At 70.8% G+C, this 18,799-nt stretch carries 13 protein-coding genes and 2 pseudogenes; 4 read left to right on the top strand and 11 right to left on the bottom strand.

Annotated elements, in window-relative coordinates; translation table 11 throughout:
• Positions 1–280: 280 nt before the first annotated feature.
• From ACNTMW_RS18050 to ACNTMW_RS18030, 5 genes and pseudogenes are all read right to left on the bottom strand, one after another.
• Positions 281–1,069, bottom strand: coding sequence for a cellulose binding domain-containing protein (locus ACNTMW_RS18050; protein WP_426634816.1), 789 nt, complete (start codon positions 1,067–1,069; stop codon positions 281–283).
• Between the two features lie 362 nt (positions 1,070–1,431).
• The gene (locus ACNTMW_RS18045; protein WP_426634832.1) at positions 1,432–1,644 is read right to left on the bottom strand and encodes a DDE-type integrase/transposase/recombinase; all 213 of its coding nucleotides are present in this window, start codon (positions 1,642–1,644) and stop codon (positions 1,432–1,434) included.
• 29 nt (positions 1,645–1,673) lie between these two features.
• Positions 1,674–2,057 carry a transposase gene (locus ACNTMW_RS18040; RefSeq protein WP_426634834.1) on the bottom strand — a complete coding sequence of 128 codons (384 nt, stop codon included), beginning with the start codon at positions 2,055–2,057 and terminating at the stop codon, positions 1,674–1,676.
• Positions 2,058–2,181: 124 nt separating this feature from the next.
• Positions 2,182–2,340 carry a hypothetical protein gene (locus ACNTMW_RS18035; RefSeq protein WP_426634833.1) on the bottom strand — a complete coding sequence of 53 codons (159 nt, stop codon included), beginning with the start codon at positions 2,338–2,340 and terminating at the stop codon, positions 2,182–2,184.
• 214 nt (positions 2,341–2,554) lie between these two features.
• Positions 2,555–2,905 (bottom strand): annotated as a pseudogene (locus tag ACNTMW_RS18030) (transposase family protein); the annotation flags it as partial.
• A 93-nt stretch (positions 2,906–2,998) separates the two neighbouring features.
• Here ACNTMW_RS18030 and ACNTMW_RS18025 point away from each other — a divergent pair.
• Positions 2,999–3,679 carry an aldo/keto reductase gene (locus tag ACNTMW_RS18025; RefSeq protein WP_426634815.1) on the top strand — a complete coding sequence of 227 codons (681 nt, stop codon included), beginning with the start codon at positions 2,999–3,001 and terminating at the stop codon, positions 3,677–3,679.
• A 532-nt stretch (positions 3,680–4,211) separates the two neighbouring features.
• Here the strand turns inward: ACNTMW_RS18025 and ACNTMW_RS18020 are convergent.
• The 4 genes from ACNTMW_RS18020 to ACNTMW_RS18005 form a co-directional block, all read right to left on the bottom strand.
• Complete coding sequence (locus ACNTMW_RS18020; RefSeq protein WP_426634814.1) at positions 4,212–4,553, bottom strand: hypothetical protein; 342 nt, start codon at positions 4,551–4,553, stop codon at positions 4,212–4,214.
• Between the two features lie 183 nt (positions 4,554–4,736).
• The gene (locus ACNTMW_RS18015) at positions 4,737–5,390 is read right to left on the bottom strand and encodes a hypothetical protein (RefSeq protein WP_426634813.1); all 654 of its coding nucleotides are present in this window, start codon (positions 5,388–5,390) and stop codon (positions 4,737–4,739) included.
• Positions 5,391–5,416: 26 nt separating this feature from the next.
• Positions 5,417–7,561 (bottom strand): glycoside hydrolase domain-containing protein, encoded by a 2,145-nt coding sequence (locus tag ACNTMW_RS18010; RefSeq protein ID WP_426634812.1) that lies wholly within the window; start codon positions 7,559–7,561, stop codon positions 5,417–5,419.
• A gap of 56 nt (positions 7,562–7,617) precedes the next feature.
• Positions 7,618–8,073 carry a DUF2690 domain-containing protein gene (locus ACNTMW_RS18005; RefSeq protein ID WP_426634811.1) on the bottom strand — a complete coding sequence of 152 codons (456 nt, stop codon included), beginning with the start codon at positions 8,071–8,073 and terminating at the stop codon, positions 7,618–7,620.
• A gap of 155 nt (positions 8,074–8,228) precedes the next feature.
• On the opposite strand from ACNTMW_RS18005, the gene ACNTMW_RS18000 reads away from it, so the two are divergent.
• The gene (locus ACNTMW_RS18000) at positions 8,229–10,580 is read left to right on the top strand and encodes a BTAD domain-containing putative transcriptional regulator (protein WP_426634809.1); all 2,352 of its coding nucleotides are present in this window, start codon (positions 8,229–8,231) and stop codon (positions 10,578–10,580) included.
• On the opposite strand, the gene ACNTMW_RS17995 is transcribed toward ACNTMW_RS18000, so the two are convergent.
• Together ACNTMW_RS17995 and ACNTMW_RS17990 are read right to left on the bottom strand one after the other, a co-directional pair.
• Positions 10,577–12,883 (bottom strand): putative bifunctional diguanylate cyclase/phosphodiesterase, encoded by a 2,307-nt coding sequence (locus ACNTMW_RS17995; RefSeq protein ID WP_426634808.1) that lies wholly within the window; start codon positions 12,881–12,883, stop codon positions 10,577–10,579. The two genes, ACNTMW_RS18000 and ACNTMW_RS17995, sit on opposite strands and share 4 nt — an antisense overlap.
• Before the next feature lies 1 nt (position 12,884).
• Positions 12,885–14,117 (bottom strand): FIST signal transduction protein, encoded by a 1,233-nt coding sequence (locus ACNTMW_RS17990; RefSeq protein ID WP_426634807.1) that lies wholly within the window; start codon positions 14,115–14,117, stop codon positions 12,885–12,887.
• A gap of 216 nt (positions 14,118–14,333) precedes the next feature.
• Between ACNTMW_RS17990 and ACNTMW_RS17985 the strand changes: the two genes are divergently transcribed.
• Together ACNTMW_RS17985 and ACNTMW_RS17980 are read left to right on the top strand one after the other, a co-directional pair.
• Complete coding sequence (locus ACNTMW_RS17985) at positions 14,334–14,690, top strand: hypothetical protein (protein WP_426634806.1); 357 nt, start codon at positions 14,334–14,336, stop codon at positions 14,688–14,690.
• A gap of 224 nt (positions 14,691–14,914) precedes the next feature.
• Positions 14,915–18,757, top strand: a pseudogene (locus ACNTMW_RS17980) (GH92 family glycosyl hydrolase); the annotation flags it as partial.
• Between the last annotated feature and the right edge of the window lie 42 nt (positions 18,758–18,799).

The following is an 18,799-nucleotide window of genomic DNA, read 5'->3' as shown; positions in this document are numbered from 1 at the left end:
TCGGCGTGTCCACCCGCCGCCGGGTGCTGCGTTCCGAACTCGGCCCCCGCAGCGAATTGGAAGCGCGACGCGGCCCCGCAGCGAACAGGTTGCGCGACGCCATCCAGCGCCTGGCCGACGGATGACCCGCCTCCGCCGCCGGGTCGGTGAGAGTTGCGGTTCGGCTAGAGCCTCGTCGCGGTCCGGACGAGGGCGGCGACGGCGGCCGAGTGGAGGTGCGAAGGCCAGGCGATCACCGTCGTCACCGTCGGCGCGTCGACGACCGAGCCCGCCGCCGTGGTCAAGAGGCGCTGGTCGGTTGACGTGCCCGGCAGGCCTGGCCGTTCAGGGTGAAGCTGGTTGGCGGCTGGTCGCTGGCCCGCCACGTGCCCTGGATGCCGAAGGTGACACTGCCGCCCGCCGGGATCGAGGCGTTGTACGGCAGATTGCCCACCGTCACCGCAGCCCCGCTCTGCCGGGCGGTGCCACCCCACGACGAGACGATCTGCTGGTCCCCAGGGTACGAGAAGGCGAGGGACCATCCGTTGACGGCGACGGCACCGGTGTTCGCCATGGTCACCTGGGCTACGAACCCGGTCGGCCACTCACTCGAGTTCCGGTAGTCGACCGCGCACGAGCCACCCGCGCCGATCGTCAGGTCGGCGCTGTGCGACGCGAGCGCGGTGCCGTTGCCGTAGAAGGTCACCGTCAGGTGCAGCCCAATCGCGGTGCACCCGGAGAAGACCGAGTACCCGATGCTGGTGGTGTAGCTGCCGCCGGCGGCGAGGGACACCTGCAGGGGGAGTGGGTCGATCACCGGGCAGCCGGCGGGTATGCCGGTGCCGGTGGCGCTGACCCACGTGGCGACCGGCGTCCCGGTGAGCTGCTGCGGCTGGTTCGTGCAGTTCTGGACGGTCAATGTCGCGGTGGAGGTCTGTCCGGGTGAGACGGTCGGCGGGTTGAACGTCAGCGAGGTGATCTGGACGGTCCCGGTGCATCCGGACCCGGTCGCCAGGGCGCTCGTCGCGCCGGCGGCGGTCGAGCCGACTGCGCACAGGCACGCCAGTACCGCGGTGAGAAGCTTGCGCACCGTACCTCCTCGGGACGCGGCGAGCGGGGAACACTCGGCTGTGACGGAACGTACGGCACGTCGACGGCGATACTGATATTGATGTCGGTAAATTTACACTCGGAGTGCGGCCGGGTGTGGGCGGCGGCCGTGGGTGATCAACCCGCCGGCCGCGGATCCGAACAACCCGAACCTGCAGAACGACTTCGGGTACGAGGTTTCCGTCCCGCGCGAGAAGTGCTTCGCGACGTTGAACGGAGACGCCGCGATTGCGGTTCCCACATCCCATCCGGCACTCGGGCCGGCGGGAGCGCTGGTCGTTGTCGCCGGTGCTGTTGCGTTGCCGGATCGACGGACGTGTTGAATCCTTGCCAGGTGCAAGGTCAGATCGCCTGGGCGAGCTCCGCGAATGCCGCAGCCACCCGCGTAGCCCGCGGGACATCGACGGCGAGTTCGTAATGACCGCGGCGAAGATTCTGCATGAAGGCGTGCCCGACGATGATCACTTGTGCCGTGTTGTCCGTTCGCAGCCCACGCATCGGTCTCAACCTGTGTTTGAGCTGGCTGTGATCGGCCTCGATCGGATTATTGGCCAGGGCCCATGCAAGGTAGGGAAATGACCCTTTCAGGTGAATCCGAGGAGTTGGAGGGGACGGTTCGGGTTTCGGGCGTTGTGGCGTAGGGCTTGGGCGATGTTGGTTCTGCCGGCTAGGCGCAGCAGGCTGATGGCGACGTTGCGCAGGCTGGCCATGGTGCGGGGAGCGTTGCCGGAATGAACCTGAGAGGCGTCCTCCGCGAAGGTGACGTCGCGGACGTGGTGCAGCGCTTCGATGATCCAGTGCCCGCGCAGCCAGTCGGCCAACTGCGCGGGGTCGGCCTGGTCTGCGGTGAGATTGGTGACGGCGTAGACGGTGACGGTCGACCATCGGCCGGTGGCCAGGTTCATGCGACGACGCACGCGGATGGCCTGCACGGCGTGGGGGAAATCCAGTCGCAACGCGCCGAGCACGGTGACGACTTGCAGGCGGCGGATGGCGTAGCGGCCGTGCCCGCGATCGTGGACCTCATCGGAGATCGGGATCTTCGACCAGGCAGCTGTTTGAGCTGCCGGTACAGGCCGGGCTGGTTCTTCTTCACCGTGACAGGTAGCCGGCGTGGCGGTCGTCGACCAGCCAACGGGTGTGGTCGCGTTGGGTGTGCAACGCGTCGGCGGTGACCACGGCCCCGGTCAGGTCCAGGCCGGCCAGCAGCGGCGTGAACCGGGTGAATTTCGTTGGTCTTGCCCTCGACATCGACCTGTGCGCAGACCACGCCGCTGTGGTGGTCCACCGCCGCCAGCAGGTGCCGTTGCCCGCCGGCCGGCCCGCTGCCGCGCAGGGTCTTGCCGTCGATGGCATAGGCCCGCCGTCGTGGCGGGACGGCCACGCCGACGGGTTCGAGGGCGGACAGCCACTGGCCGACCGCGGTGTCGAAGGCGTCGGCGTCCAGGTCGGCCAGAACCCGCCCAATCGTGGCGGTGTCCGGGACCCGGTAGGCCCCGGTCAACGGGTCCCGCACCACACCCAACCGGGCCAACGTCGGGTCCGGCGCGTCAGCGACCCACTCGCCGTTCGCCATCACCGACCGGGCGCCGGCCAGCACGGCCGCCGCCGCGATCGCGAGCAGGCTCGGCAACGGGTGGATCACCCCGCGCGGGTCGCGGGGGTCGGGCACCTGCGCGAAGACGCCGAGCAGGCCGGGCTCCTGCCGCGCCCCGACAGACACGTCCTGCGTGGCTGCGGCCAGCCGACCGATGAGCGATGATGACACCACGAGCGCGGTCCTTCGATCATCCAGCGTAGACACCTGAATGATCATCGAAAGGCCGCGCTCGCCTATGTACGCGACCAGAACCGGCGTGACTACCCTACGCCCAGCGAATCGGTCATATCGCTACCTTGCAGGAGCCCTGTGCATCGCCCCGACCCGGCTACTGACATCGACGAGACGCTCTCGGTGCTGTCCGACCTGGTGCGCGCCGGGAAGATCATGGCCATCGGATCGTCAGACTTCCCCGCCGAGCAGATCGTCGAGGCTCAGTGGGCCGCCGACCAGCGCAACCACATTCCCTTCCACACAGAGCAGCCTCCGTACTCGATGTTCGTGCGCGGCATCGAAGCTGACGTGCTCCCCACCGCGAAGAAATACAGGCTCGGTGTGCTGACCGGGAGTCCGCTCAACAGCGGTTGGCTGACCGGGCGGTTTCGCCGCGGCGAGCAGATCGAACTGACCGAGTTCCGAAGGATGATTGCCCACAAGTTCGACCTTGACCTGCCCGGCAATCGACGCAAACTCGATGCTGTCGAACGACTGCTGACCGTGGCGAAGGAGGCGGGAACCTCCCTGACGCACCTGGCGCTCGCGTTCGCGGCGACCCATCCGGCTGTCACGTCGGTGATCCTCGGGCCTCGTATGATCGACCACCTCACCGACCAGCTCGCCGCCGCCGAGGTCCGGCTCGACGACGAGACTCTCGACCGTATCGACGAGATCGTCCCTCCCGGTGTGAATCTCAACCCCTCGAACATCGACTACAGTCGGCCAGCACTGACCGATGCCGAGCAACGGTGTAGGGCCGCCCGCCACCGCTGACCACCCGGACGTGCCGCCGACGCCCGCGGACACCGCCGATCACCACCAGCCCACCGACCTGATCGCACTGACCGTCAACGAGGTCCGCAGTCCGCGCGCCGCCCGTCGCCTACGTCGGCATGACGCTCGGCCGGCGCTGGTGCGCGGGCGGCCAATGGTCGCCATGTCGGGTGCTCGGTGGGTGCTCGGGCGCCATGGACACGCCGACCGTTGCCGGGACGACGTGGACCCGTGCGGCAGGTGATCGGCGAACCACGTGCACCGGTTGGACCGGCGGGGAGCGGTTGGTACCAAAGAGTCAGTCAAGATCAGGCTCTTAATCCGCGGGTTCGGGGTTCGAGTCCCTGGCGGCGCACCACCGCCCCGGCGTGCGCCAGTCCGTCCAGTATTCGAAGCCGACATCGGCGCCTGGATCAAAGACCGGAACCGGGAGCCGAAACCGTTCGGGTGGAGCAGAACCGCCGACGAGATCCTCGACTCCGTCGCCCGACACCGTGGACGGATGTCAGGCACAGGACGCTAGGCGACGGGTTCATCGCGAGCCGCTCGAACGCCGGCGGCGGGTCGTCATGACGGTGACGGCCAGGATGGTCAGCGTCATGACGGCGGCCGATTCGGCCAGGCGGTCGACGCGCTGGGCGGTGCACGCGCGCCACGCCTTTTCCCAGTAACCGTCGGCCGGGTCGCCGCCGAGCCACGGGTCGAGATTCAGCCGCAGGGCATTGCCGCACGACTCCTTCTCGTGGTCGCCCGCCGCGAACGTGCGTATCGGCAGCAACAGCAGCAGTGCGACCACGAGCGTCGAGGCCAGCGCGACCCGCGACGGGGTCAGCCAGGCGAACCGGCGTCGGGTCGGTGTTGTGGTTTCCGTCACCGGCCGATGGTAGGTCACGGCGCGCTCCACGCGGCGCCCAGCCGCTGCGGGCCCGGCTCGCTTCGCTGGCGTGACGAGGTCGGCGGCCTGCCGATGTGCGTCGGCTGCGCCGACCCGATCCGGAGCGCTGGCTTTCGGCCGTGGCCCGGCCCGCTATCTCGGTGGGCCGGGCCACGTCGGTGGTCAGCGCGGCCGCGGAACGCGCCGGGCCAGCGCCCGCCGCGCCGGACTGGCCGGGTCGGCCACCATGCCGGCGACCTGCGAGCGCCGCTCGGGTGGTTTGCTCGGATCGAGCCGGTCGGCCACCCGGCTCAAGGCCTTGTCCGCCGGTTTGGCCATCAGGTGGAAGTGCGCGCATGTGGCCGGGTCGAGGTCGCCGCCCCACACCACCGTGCCGTCGCAGTCGGCCAGGATGTCACGCACGATCACCTCCTGGTACGACGTCAGCTTCTCGCTGCCGCCCACCGGGTAGGCGTTCGGGTACAGCGCGATCGCCGTGCCGGACAGGTAGTTGGATTCGAAGTCCGCCCGTACCGTGCGGTCGTTGGTGTGCCCGGCGACGGTGCCCTCACCGGTGCCGAGCGGGGCGATCTCGTAGTGCCAGCGACGGGCGACGTGCAACAACACGGTCGCCGCCAGTCCCTGCCGCAGCGCGACCGAGGCCTTCGACCCCTCGATCCGGTACATGCTCACCGCGCCGGGCTCGATCGTCCAGCCGTTCGCCGACCGGTCCTTGGTCCACTTGCCGGTGTCCGCGGCGAACGCGGGGACGCCCGGCGTCAGGATGAGCGCCCCCGCGCCGGCCGCGGTCCCGAGGAAACTGCGCCTGCTGATCATCTCAATTCCTCATTCCTCGGGCCGGACTAGCTGGACAGGCTGGACACGCCGGGGTCGCCACCGGTGCGCCACACGTCGTTGTCGAGCCCCCAGCCGGTCTGGAAATCGAACTCCTTGATCTGGTTGAGCGCCCAGTTCTCCGGCAGCGGGAAGCCGAGGTTGCCGGAGAACCCCCAGGACATGCCGGAGACCATCGACCACTTCGCGCCGACCTCGTGGGAGACCCGGCTGCACACGTTGCGGGAGCCGTAGACCCCGTACGCGTACCGTCCGCCCTTCTGCGCGAGGCCGTCCCGGACGCCCTCGAAGTACGGCTTGATGTTGCTGTCGATGTCCACGTTCAGCGCGTCGTAGTCGACCGCGAAGTAGATGCACGTGCCGGCCGGGATGCGGTACCCGACCGCCTTGTCGTGCGCGATCTGGGCGTGGGACAGGCCTTTGGCGTAGGTGAAGTTGGACAGCGCCCGGCCGTAGTACTGGAAGATCGGGAAGAACCGCAGCCCGGCGTTCAGGATGGTCTGCGGCTCGGTCGTCCTCAACGCCTTGGCGAGATATCCCGGCTCGCCCGGCTTCACATCCTCGTCCAGGTAGCGGCCGACGATCTGATAGCCCGCAGCCTTCAGCGCCTGGCCCCGGGCCGCGGTGATCTCGGTGATGCAGTCGCAGCCGGTGGCCGGCCGTTCCGAGTCGCCGGTCGAGATCAGCAGTTGCGCCCAGGTGGCGTAGTCGTTGGTGACGGTCACCGGAAGCTGCGAGAACGTCTGGAAGGCGCGCAGCCATTGCAGGTGCGTGGTGGTGTCGGCGTCGGTCCCGATGTCGTCCGGGTTGTACATGAGCGGCGCATTGCCGTTCATGGTCGGCGAGTTGAAGTAGCACGCGGCCCGGAACAGGTAACGCAGATCGCCGGTGAGCGTGCCGGAGCCCTTGCCCCTGAGCCCGGCCTGGGTGTTCGGCCCGAAGTTGCCGTTGATCGAGTTGAGCGCCAGGCCCAGCTCGTATTGCAGGGCCATCATGAAGCCCTGCTGTACGTCACGGGTGTAGATGCCGTCGCAGGGCACCAGGCTCATCGCCGGGATGCCGATGCCGGCCACGTACCGCGCGTTGAGTCGCTGCTGGACCCGCTGGATGTTGATGTCGCCCTGCGGGATGAGCCGGAACTGGTCCATCCGCAGCAGACCCTTGCAGATGTGCGGCCACATGCTCAGCGACATGGTCGAATAGGACAGTCCGGCGTCCCTGTACACCCGTTCCAGCGCGGACTGCGAGTCGTCACTCCAGATCGCCTGGTTGGTCGAGGTCCAGTAGCCCTTGCACCACAGGGCGCCGTTGTAGATCCGGATCAGGTTGGCGTTGAACTCGACGTTGGGCAGGCGGCCGCGCTTCTTGACCGCGTCGAACGTGCCCGACCCGAAGTTCTGCACGGTCGGCGAGATGCCGAGCTCGTGCTGCAGGCCCTGGGTCAGCGAATACACCGTGGACCAACCGGTACGCCCGTTCTCGGGGCACGTGATGTAGCCGGGTGCGACGCCGGCGTACGCCGCGTTGACCCACCGCTGGGCGGCGAAGATGTAGATGTCGGCCAAGCCGGTCCAGGGCGCGGACGGGTCGATCGTGGAGCCGGGCTGGGCGTACATCGTCAGGTTGCCCGGGCACTCGGTGTCGTAGCCGTACGAGTGCGGGAAGATCCGGTTGCCGGTGCGCCGGGGCGCCTCGTTGCGCAGGTGGTCGATGAGGTTGCGGTATGCGCGCAGCAACGCCTCGGTGGCGGTGTGGTTCGACCGCATCAGGGCGCAGATCGAGTAGAAGCCGGCGTTGCGGCCGTACCCGTCGATCGGCGCGCCCTTGCCGTAGTTCGCCTCGCCCCGCTCGTACCCCCGGCCCTGGTAGATGTTGCCGTGCGGGCAGATCAGGAAGTTGTAGGCGATGTCCCCGTTGAACTCGTCGCCCTGGGTGTGCTCGTCGAAGACCTGGGCGATGTCGAGCAGGCACTCGGTTTCGCTCGCGTAGTTGGTCGCCAACGGGTTGTACGGCCCGCGGTGGTGGATGAACACCCCGGCCTCGGGGTTCCAGTTCGGATCGTTGCTCGGCGCCGGCGGGGCGGCCGCCTTCTGGTACTTGTCCGGTCCCACGTACTGGGCCCAGACCGAGCGGGGCAGAATCGTGACGCTCATTGCGGCTGTTCTCCTCGTGGTCGTGGTGCCGGTCGGTGTGCTGAGGACCGCCTGGGTCACCACCAAGGCGTGCAGGAGAATTCCGTGTAGTTGTTCCAACTGCCGCCGTTGAAGCCCCAGCCGTAACAGGACCGCAGCGTGCGGGTCCACGGCATCATCAGGGTCCATTCCTGAGAGCCGCTGGCGAGGTGATGCGTGTAGAGATAGCCGTCCTTGGACTGCAGGAAGATGTCCGTGCCGTAGCGCGCGTTGCCCGGCTGGGTCAGCCGGGTCCACGCCCCGCCGCAGGCGGACGAGTAGCGCAGCTCGACCCGGACACCGGTGTGGTTCGACGTGAACTCGTAGATGGTCTGCGTACCGGTGCACCCGTTGGTGTTCGGGTCGACCCCGTCGCAGGCGAAGCACTGGGCCAGCGCGGGCTGCTCGGCCACCATCGGGGCGAGCACTCCGGCCAGCACCAGGATGGCCAGATAGGCGAATACCCGGCGGAGACGGGTGTCGAGTCGGGCCATATCCATCATCTCCCCATGTGTGACGGCGCCCGGCGCGGCGCCGACGAGACGAGGATGACGCGGGGCGCTGTCCGTATGCCGTCAGAGCGCCACCCGTACTCCGCCCGTACCGGGTAGGCTGCCGTCATATCAATGACGGCCGATGGGCGGGGGCCATGACATCGGACGGATTCGGCGCGCTGCTGCGACGTTCGCGGCTGACCGCCGGGCTGACACAGCTCGAACTGGCCGAGCGCAGCGGGCTCACCGTGGCGGCGATCCGCGACCTGGAACAGGGCCGCAGCCGCCGGCCGCAACCACGCTCGGTGGGCATCCTGATCGACGCGGTCGGGGCGACCGGCCCGACCGCGACCCAGCTACGGGCCTGGGCAGCCGAGGCGGCGGCGCCGGCCGGCCCGCCGGCCCCCGGCCATCGGGCCGGCACGCTGCGGGTCTTCCTGCTCGGCCCGCTGATCGTGCGGCGTGGCGTGGTCGAGACCCGGCTGTCGGCCAAGGCCCGGGCGGTGATCGCCCGGCTCGCGTTGAGCGCCAACGTCACCGTACCGATCGGTGATCTGACCGAGATGCTCTGGCCTGCCGACCCGCCGAAGTCGCCGGTCAGCGCGGTGCAGACACACCTGTCGCGGCTGCGCGCGATGATCGGGCCCGGCCACGACGGCGTGCTGCACCGGGGCCCGGCCGGCTACCGCCTCGAACTCGCCGACGACCAGCTCGACCTGGCCGAATTCCGCCGGGCGGTACGCCGTGCCCGGCACGCCGCCCGCCCGCCCGAGGCGCTCGACCTGCTGGATTCCGCGCTGCGCATGTGGCGCGGCGAGCCGCTGGCCGACGTGCCCGAGCTGCGTGGGCAGCCATTGGTCACCGAGCTGATCGAGGAACGGGTGCAGGCCGCCCTGCGGTACGCCGACGTGGCCGAGGCGGCCGGCCAGTCCAGCCGGGTGCTGCCGATGCTGCGGACCCTCACTGCCGCCCAGCCCCTGCACGAGCCGCTGCATGCCCGCATGGTGACCGCGCTCACCGCGTCCGGCCTGCAGGCCGAGGCCCTGGCGACCTTCGAACGGGTACGTCGCCGGCTGCGTGACGAGCTGGGCGTGGACCCGGGGGCTGAACTGGTCGAGGCGCAGCGGCGGATGCTCCGACGACGGCCCGGCACCGACACGCCCGTCCCGGTCGCCACGACCCGGGCCGGCACGGGACCACAGGGCCCGGCCGGCCTGCCCGCCGCGCCGCTCCGCTTCACCGGCCGTCGCCCCGAGCTGGCTCACCTCGATGACCTGCTCGACGCTGCGCGCCGAGCGGGCACCGGGCTGAGCATCGTGCTCAGCGGCACGGCGGGTGTGGGCAAGAGCGCGCTGGCGCTGCACTGGGCGCACCGCGTCCGGCACCGGTTCCCGGACGGCCAGTTGCATGCCGACCTGCGCGGCTTCCATCCGTCCGGAACACCGGCCGACCCCGGTGAGGTGGTTCGCGCATTCCTCAGCGCGCTCGGCGAGCCACTCGACCGGATCCCGGCCGGCACCGAGGCGCGGGTCGCGCTCTACCGCAGCCGCACGGACGGGCGGCGGATGCTCGTCGTGCTGGACAATGCCCGCGACGCCGAGCAGGTCCGGCCGCTGCTGCCCACCGGGCCGTCCTGCCTGGCCGTGGTGACCAGTCGCGACCCGCTCACCGGACTGGTCGCCGGGCACGGCGCCGAGCCGCTGGTGCTGGGTCGGCCCACCGCCGCCGAGGCGAGCGAGCTGCTGGCCGCCCGGCTGAGCAACGGCCAGGCGGCCGCGTTCGACGACATCGTCGCAGGGTGTGCCCGCTTACCGCTGGCGCTGGCGGTGATCGCGGCCCGAGCCGCCACCGACCGGGGCACGCCACTGACGGCGCTGGCCGGGCGGTTGCGCCGCCATCCGCTCGACGTGCTCGCCGCGGGAGACCCCCAGACCGACGTACGGGCGGCCTTGTCCTGGTCGTACGCAATCCTCGATCCGCCCGCGGCCCGCCTCTTCCGCCTGCTCGCCCTGATCCCGTGGGGTGAGGTCTCGACCGAGGCGGCGGCCAGCCTGACCGGTGCGCCACGCGCCGGCGTCGGGGCGCTGCTGTCCGCGCTGGTCCGTACCCGCCTGATGGACGAGCCGTTCCCGGGCCGCTACACGATGCACGACCTGCTTCGCGCGTACGCCGCCGAGCTGACCGCAGACCAGGACGACCCGGAGGACCGCCGCGCCGCTCGCAACCGCCTGCTCGATCACTACCTGCACACCGCGCAGGCGGCGCTGACCTTGCTGGCTCCGGGCTGCGCCCGGATTGTCGCGTCGCCCCCGGGCCCGGGCGTCGTGACAACTGCGCTGGCCGACCGGCACGACGCCCGTGACTGGCTGATCACCGAGCGGGCCGGACTGACCGAGGCCACCGTGCATTCGCGACCGCTGGCTCAGGCGGTCCACCGCCACCTGCCCCGGCTCAGCTTCGGGGTGCCGCCGCCGGCCGACGAGATCGCCTGGTGGCCACCGCACTAGGGGTGGACGAGCAGGTCCGGGACGGCCGCCCCGGCGGCCAGCAGGGTGTCGACGTCCTCGGCGGCGAGCGGCGCGGAGAAGAAGTACCCCTGGCCGAGCGGGCAGCCCGCGGCGCGCAGTTCGGCCAGTTGCCCGACGGCCTCGATCCCCTCCGCGACGGTGCTCAGCCGGAGCTGCTGTCCGAGCTGGACGATCGCCAGGGCCAGGGCGGAGTCGTCCGGGCCCCGGGTGATCTCGTCGATGAACGACTTGTCGATTTTGATGATGTCGATCGGGAACTTGCGCAGGTAGGCCAGGGACGAGTACCCGGTACCGAAGTCGTCGAGGGCCAGCCGCAGCCCCAGCTCCTTGAGCTGGTGCAGGCGCCGGGTGATCGCCTCGGTGTCGAGCAGCAGCAGCGACTCGGTGATCTCCAGGACCAGGCAGGACGGGTCCAGACCGGTCTCCAGCAGGGTCCGCCCGACCACGCCGGGCAGGTCCGGCTGCTGGACCTGGCGTGCGGACAGGTTGACACTGACGGTCAGCGGCTGCCCGGCCCGTCCGGCGTTCCAGGCACCGGCCTGCCGGCACGCTTCGCCGAGCACCCACCGGCCGATCGGCACGATCAGACCGGTCTCCTCGGCGAGCGGCACGAACGTGGCCGGAGCGATCACCCCGTGCTGCCGGTGCCGCCAGCGCACCAGCGCCTCCACCCCGGTGATCCGGCCGCTGGCCAGTTCCACGATCGGCTGGTAGTGCAGCACGAAGTCGTCCCGCTCGACCGCCCGGCGTAGCTGGGCCTCCAGGTCCAGCGTGCGGACCAGGGCGGCCTGCATGTCGTGCCGGTAGATCTCGTGCTGGCCGGCGCCGTTCTTCTTCGACCGGTACATCGCGAGGTCGGCGTGGCGCATCAGCTCCTCGGCGCTGGCCACGTCGTCGCCGTTGTACGCGATGCCGACACTGGCGTTGACGAAGACCTCCGTGCCCTGGATCGTGAACGGTTGCCGGAGCACCGCGTTGATGCGCTCGGCTGTGCCGACCGCCTGGCCGGGGTCGTCCAGTTCGGGCAGGACGACGGCGAACTCGTCGCCGCCGAAGCGTGCCGCCGCGTCGTCGCGGCGCAGGCAGGAGCGCAGCCGCTCGGCCACGCCGATGAGCAGCGTGTCGCCGGCGGCGTGGCCGAGGGAGTCGTTGACCATCTTGAACCGGTCGAGGTCGACGAAGAGCACCGCGAGCCGGGTCCGCTGCCGGGACGCCCGGGCCAGGCTCTGCTCCAGCCGCTCCATGAACAGCGCCCGGCTCGCCAGCCCGGTGAGCGAGTCGTGGTACGCCTCGTGCATCTTCTGCCGGGTGTGGTGGTCGGTGACCGCGAGGCTGACGTGCTCGGCGAAGACCTGCAGCATCTCCTGGTCACCGGTGGTGTAGACGCGGGGCCGGAACGAGGCGACGACCAGGGCGCCGGCCACCTCGCCGGCGTCGTGGACCGGCGCGGCCATCGCGGCCTGCACCGAGTCGGCCAGTTCCGGGATGTTGTGGGGCGAGGTCGCGTACCGCGGGAACACCACCAGCTCGTCCCGCAGCACCGCCTGGCCGGGTGCGCCCGCGTCGTGGACGCTCGCCCGCCACAGCTCCTTGGCCAGGTGCTCGGGTACGCCGGTCTGCGAGACCAGGAGCAACATCTGCGGGTCGTCCGGGTCGCGCATGCGCAGCCCGACCACCTCGTCGTCGGCGAACAGCTCCTTCGCGCCGGCGGTGATCGCGTCCAGGGTGTCGGCCAGCGCCTCCCGGCGGCTGATCGAGCGCTGGATCCTCGACAGCTGCTCCAGCAGCCGGTTGCGCTCGCGCAGCGAGGACAGCAACCGTTCGTTCTCCGCGGCCTGCTGGCGCTCGGCTTCGGTGCGGTGCAGGTTCTCGACGGTCAGGTCGAGCACCCGGGCGATGCCCCGCAGCAGGCTCACCTCGTCGACGGTGAACCCGTCGGCGCCGGACCGGGCGACGACCAGGTGCCCGGCGGTACGGCCGCGCAGCGGGGTCACGGCGGTGTGGCACAGGCCGGCGCCGGGCACGTCGATCAGCCAGCGGCGCCCGGCGGCGACCTCGGTCAACTGGCGCACCGGCACCCGGCCGATGGGGAAGCCGACGGAGCTGACCACGGCGTCGTCCGCGGCCCCGTCCCGGAGCAGGGCCGAGACCTCGGCCTCGAGTGCCCGGGCCGCGCGCTCGGCCGCGACCCGCATGGCCGATCGGGCGTCGGGTACGGCCGAGACCGCCGCCAGGAACTCGGCGAGCTGTTGGGTGGAGAGCGCGGTCGCGGACGGCAGCATCTCAACCCACCGCGAGGACGACCAGCGTCTGGTTGTGGAAGCCGTTGATGCCCCGGGGCCGGCCGATCTCGCCCCAGGTGTACAGGCCGGCGACCGGCGCGCCGCCGGTCTGGCCGGTCATCCGGCCGAACTCCCGGCGCACCCCGTCCGGGCCGAGCATCCGGGCGCGGGATTCGCAGTCGAACGCCACCAGCCCCAGCGGCGGCTGCCCTCCCAAGGCGGCGACCGCGTCCGCACAGGCGTCCCCGGCGGCCGCGAGGACCGACTCCTCGTCACCCACCATCGGCCAGATCAGGCTGCCCTCCGGAACCTCACCGCTGGAGTGCAGCCAGCCCTCGCGTACCAGCGCCGGGGAGCTGACCCCGCGCACCTCGCAGCCACTGCGGCGGCGGATGCCGAGCGGGCGGCATTGCGCGAAGGCCTCGAACGCGGCCGGATCGGTGTACGCCTCGGTGGGGGCGTCCAGCCGTTGCAGGTAGGCCGTCAGCGCCGGCCGGTCGTCGAGGGTGAACACGTCGCCGCCGGAACTCTTGGTCACGATCATCGGTTCACCGACCTTGCGCCAGCCGTGACGCAGCCCCACCCCGAGCGGACCGTCCGAGGCGATCGCCGCGGCGACGACGGCGTTGGTCAGCACCTCCGCACCGTGGAACTGGAACGTGCGCAGCCGCGCCGGGGCCGGGCCGCGCAGGCCGCCCACGTCCGGGCTGCACGAGCCGCCGACCAGCGGCACGCTGGCGCCGACCACGCTGTACACCCCGGCCAGGATCTCCTCCTGTCCACCGGACAGGCCGTCGGTGAGCAGGACAAGTGCCCGGTGCGGCCGGTCCTCGACGCGGGCTGCCGCCACCGCGGCGGTGGCACCCGCCTCGCGCTGGCGGGTGTCCGCCCCGCCGGCCGCGGCGGTGACCACCGAGAAGCCCGGCCCGCCCAGCGCGACGACGACGACCTCGTCCCGGCCGGGACCGTCGGGGCCGAGGACGGCGGAGGCGGAGCCCCCGATCAGCGGAACGCCGGCGGCGACCGACCGGACCCCGGCGAGGACCGCCCGCGGATCGTGCCGGGCGGCGCAGAACACCAGCAGCAGCTTCGGATCGGCGCCGGTGAGGGCGGCGGTCACGGCGGCCTCGGCGGCCGCCCGCGGATCGGTCGCGGCGGAACTGCCGACCGACAACCAACGGCGGTCGGTGCCCGGGTGGTCGTGCGGCGCGGCCGCCTCCTCCGTCACATCCATGGACATAGTTTTCGGCACCGCGGCGTGACCATCAAGAACGTTCCGGCAGCCGGTCCACAAAGGATTATCGGGTGGCGGTCCGGCTCCGGCCGCGACCCGCCTGTCGGCTCCGGTCGACACCGTAGGGAGTGTACGCGGCGGTGAACCGTGCCGGGTGCCCGCGCGTACTCGGGGTTGACCGGGCGACGGTGCCGCGGTCGTTCGACGGGAGCCGAGATGAACCTCAACGCCGTACGGGCGGAGGCGCTGTTCGTGTCGTCGCTGCAACAGTGGGAGCGGCCGACGGTGGACCAGGTGCGGGACGCGGTCGTGCGGGTCATCCGGGAGTGGGGTGCGGCCGGTTGCGCCGCGCGGGTCGCGCAGGAGTTCGGCGACCATCCCGAGCACGCCGTGGCCCGCATGGCCTGGGCCCGCCGCCTCGTCGCGGAGGCGTATTTCGGCGACGAGGGGTACGGGGCGGGTGCGGACCGGGCCGGTCGGACCCGGCCCGAACACGCCGATCTCAGCCCTTCACGTGCTTCGCCGTCACCGCGGCAAACGCGGCCACGACGCCGTGCCCGTAGAACCCGTTGACCTGCTCGTCACCGGCGCGGTACGCGGGTCTACCGATCCCGTGGCGGGGGGAGGCGCAGCAGCGGGAAGCTGATTGATCGGCTTCCCACCCGATCAGGGGACGTCAAGGGTGGTCTATCTATTGACAACGTTGTCAGCCATGCGCTTTGGTGTCGGAACGCGAGAGGCATAGGCCGACCTGGATATGCCATAGGCGCGTCGAGGACACCGGGGAGCTGGCGCCCATGACACACAGACGCAGGTGGAACCGTCGATGGCCGGCAATGTGCGCCGCCGCCGCGGTGATCGGGGTGGCCGCCCCGGCGACCGCGGTCGCCGCGCCGCCGGCACCGGGTACCGCAGGTGGTCGTACCGATTTCTCGTCGTCGCTGGAGTCGGCGGAGCCGGGGCCGACCTGGACCAGTACCGCCGAGATCGACGCCGCCGGGCGCAAGCGGATGTCAGGCGTGACCGGTAACTCGTCGACCGGCATTCCCGGCAGCGTCATGGGCACGGTCGTCGACGTGCGGGCCAGCGGCGAGAACCCGCCCAGCGAGACCGCGCGGCAGGCCGTCGACGGCGACGTCAACACCAAGTGGCTGGTCTTCCAACCCGCCGGCTGGGTGCAGGTCGCGCTCGACGAACCGGTCGCCGTCGTCGACTACGCGCTGACCAGTGCCAACGACGCGCCCGGGCGCGACCCGAAGGACTGGACGCTGCAGGGCTCCGCCGACGGCGAGAACTGGACCGACCTGGACGCCCGTACCGGCGAGCGGTTCACCGGCCGGTTCCAGACCAAGCAGTACCGGGTCGCCAACACCACGGCGTACCGGTACTACCGGCTGACCGTCAGCGCCACCAACGGCGACCCGCTGACCCAGCTCGCCGAGTGGCAACTGGCAGGTGACGACACCACCCCGCCGCCGCAGTCGGACATGAAGGCGTTCGTCAGCGGCGGTCCGGTCAACGGGCCGACCATGAAGCCCAACGCCGGGTTCACCGGCCTGAAGGCGCTGCAGTACTCCGGCAGCCACACCGCCACCGGCCGCGGCTACGCCTACGACAAGGTCTTCGACGTCGACCTCACGGTCACCCGCGACGCCGAGCTGTCGTACCTGATCTTCCCCGAGTTCACCGCCGGTGACCTGACGTACCCCAGCACGTACGCGGCGGTCGACCTGGCGTTCGACGACGGCACGTACCTGAGCGATCTGGGCGCGCGGGACCAGCAGTTCGTGGCGCTCAACCCGCGGGCGCAGGGGGAGTCGCGCACGCTCTACGCCGACCAGTGGAACCACAAGGTCGCGCAGATCGGCACGGTGGCGGCGGGCAAGCGGATCACCCGAATTCTGGTCGGGTACGACAACCCGGCCGGGCCGGCGCTGTTCAACGGCTGGATCGACGACATCCGCATCACCGGCCACCCGGCCCGCAACAGCTCGACGCACCCGTCCGACCACGTGTTGACCACCCGCGGCACGAACGCGTCCGGCTCGTTCTCGCGCGGCAACACCTTCCCGGCGACCGCACTGCCGCACGGGTTCAACTTCTGGACCCCGGTTACCAACGCCGGCACGACGAGCTGGCTGTACGAGTACGCCCGCGCCAACAACGCGGCGAACCTGCCGACGGTGCAGGCGTTCGCCGCCAGCCACGAGCCCAGCCCGTGGATGGGAGACCGGCAGACCTTCCAGGTGATGCCGTCGACGCAGGCCAACGCTGACCGGCAGACCCGGGCGCTGGCCTTCCGGCACGACAACGAGATCGCCCGGCCGCACTACTACGGCGTGACCTTCGACAACGGGCTGCGGACCGAGATCGCACCCACCGACCACGCCGCGATCTTCCGGTTCACCTTCCCGGGCGCCGACGCGAACCTCATCTTCGACAACGTCACCAACAACGGCGGCCTGACCATCGACCAGGCGGCGGGCGTGGTGACCGGCTACTCGGACGTCAAGAGCGGGCTGTCCACCGGGGCGACCCGGTTGTACGTGTATGCCACATTCGACCGGCCGATCACCGCCAGCGGCCGGCTGACCGGTGGGGGCGGGCCGAACGTGACCGGGTACGCGGCCTTCGGCGGCCTGGCACCCGGCGGCGCCGTCACCATGCGGATCGCGACCTCGCTGCTCGGCGTCGACCAGGCCCGGCGCAACCTGGAGCTGGAGATCGCGCCGGCCGACACGTTCGACACGGTGACGCGCCGCGCACAGGCCGAGTGGGACCGGCAGTTGCGCGTGATCGAGGTCGAGGGGGCGAATTCCGACCAGCTCACCACGCTGTACTCCAACCTGTACCGGCTGTTCCTCTACCCGAACTCGGGTTTCGAGAACACCGGCACCCGGCAGCAGCCGGCCTACCGGTACGCCAGCCCCTTCGCCGCCCCGGTCGGGACGGACACGCCGACGCAGACGGGCGCGAAGGTGGTCGACGGCACGGTGTACGTCAACAACGGCTTCTGGGACACGTACCGCACGTCCTGGCCGGCGTACACGCTGCTGACCCCGACGAAGGCCGGCGAGATGATCGACGGCTTCGTGCAGCAGTACTCCGACGGCGGGTGGATCTCGCGGTGGTCGTCGCCCGGCTACGCCAACCTGATGACCGGCACCAGCTCCGACGTCGCGTTCGCCGACGCGTACGTCAAGGGCGTGCGCAACTTCGACGCGAAGGCCGCCTACGAGGCCGCGGTGAAGAACGCGACCGTCGCCCCGACCAGCCCCGGCGTCGGCCGCAAGGGTCTCGACACCTCAATCTTCCTGGGCTACACGCCGACGACGACCGGCGAGGGCGTGTCCTGGGCGCTGGAGGGGTACCTCAACGACTTCGGCATCGCCAACATGGCCAGGGCGCTGGGGCGCGAGGACGACTACCGGTACTACCTGAGCCGGGCGCAGAACTACGTGCACATGTTCGACCCGTCGGTCGGCTTCTTCCAGGGCCGCAAGCCGGACGGTTCGTTCAACCTGCCGGCGGCCGACTACGACCCGCGGGTGTGGGGCGGCGACTACACCGAGACCGACGGCTGGAACTTCGCCTTCCACGTTCCCCAGGACGGGGCGGGCCTGGCGGCGCTCTACGGCGGCCGGGACAAGCTGGCGGCGAAGCTCGACGAGTTCTTCGCCACGCCGGAGACCGCGCAGTACCCCGGCTCGTACGGCGGGGTCATCCACGAGATGCGTGAGGCGCGCGACGTGCGGATGGGCCAGTACGGGCACAGCAACCAGGTGTCGCACCACATCATCTACATGTACGACTACGCCGGGCAGCCGTGGCAGGCGCAGGCCAAGGCGCGCGACGTGCTGGCCCGCCTGTACTCGGGCAGCGAGATCGGCCAGGGGTACCCCGGTGACGAGGACAACGGCGAGATGTCGGCCTGGCAGATCTTCAGTGCGCTGGGCTTCTACCCGTTGCAGATGGGCAGCCCGTACTACGCGGTCGGCTCGCCGCTGTTCACCAAGGCGACCGTCCACCTGGAGAACGGGCGGTCCCTGGTCATCAACGCACCGCGCAACAGCCCGACCAACGTGTACGTGCAGGGCCTGAAGGTCAACGGCAAGCGCTACGACAAGGCGTACCTGCCGCACGACGTGCTCGCGCGCGGTGCCGTGCTCGACTTCGACCTGGGGGCGAAGCCGTCGACCTGGGGGAGCGGCAGGGACGCGGCGCCACTGTCGATCACGAAGGACGGCGAGGTGCCCCGCCCGCTGGCCGACGTGCGGGCCACGGTCACCGGCAGCCCGGGCGCCGGTCCGGCGCTGGTGGACAACTCGTCGGCCAGCCAGGTCACCTTCGACCGGGCCACGCCGTGGGTGCAGTGCCAGCTCGGGCAGGCCGCGGAGGTCTCCTACTACACGCTGACCTCGGGTACCGGTCCGGGCGACCCCAGGACCTGGGTGCTCAAGGGGTCGGTGGACGGCCGTACCTGGAGGGTCATCGACGTCCGGCACGACGAGACGTTCCAGTGGCGGCGCCAGACCCGGCCGTTCCGGGTCGCCGCGCCGGGCCGGTACGCGTACTACTCGCTGGAGGTCCTGGCGGGCAGCGGCGAGCCGACCACGTCGCTGGCGGAGATCGAACTGCTCACCCGGTAGGCCACTCCGCGATCGTGGGCACGGGTGCCGGCC

The organism is Planosporangium spinosum, from assembly GCF_049999945.1.
In the GTDB taxonomy this organism is placed as follows: Bacteria; Actinomycetota; Actinomycetes; order Mycobacteriales; family Micromonosporaceae; genus Planosporangium; species Planosporangium spinosum.
Note: the sequence above shows the minus strand (reverse complement) of the source record. Positions and strands in the feature narration are given on the sequence as shown.